Below are 243 nucleotides of genomic sequence, written 5' to 3'. Positions count from 1 at the left end.
ATTTTGTTTATCCAATTATAACTTGCATTAGAAAAATCTTTAAAAGCATTTTTCCAATCATCATTAGCTATACTAGGAATCTCAGAAGTCGAATTTAAATCTAAATTGTTAAATACTTTATAACTTATTTTCATTTTTTCAAGTGCTAATTTTTTATCTTCTAGGGGGTAAAATTTTTTAAGATTTTTTGGCACATCGTAGATAAAATAATATATTGTAATTTTATATATATTTGCCATTCCC

1 protein-coding gene is annotated in these 243 nt (G+C 23.0%); it reads right to left on the bottom strand.

Annotated elements, in window-relative coordinates; genetic code table 11:
- Positions 1-243, bottom strand: a 243-nt coding sequence (locus CAMP5053_RS08535) for a hypothetical protein (protein WP_337217662.1), incomplete at both ends; no start/stop codon positions are given.

Source organism: Campylobacter sp. S4:11 (assembly GCF_024723695.1).
Lineage (GTDB): Bacteria > Campylobacterota > Campylobacteria > Campylobacterales > Campylobacteraceae > Campylobacter_D > Campylobacter_D jejuni_C.
This window is presented reverse-complemented; position numbering and strand designations above follow the sequence as displayed.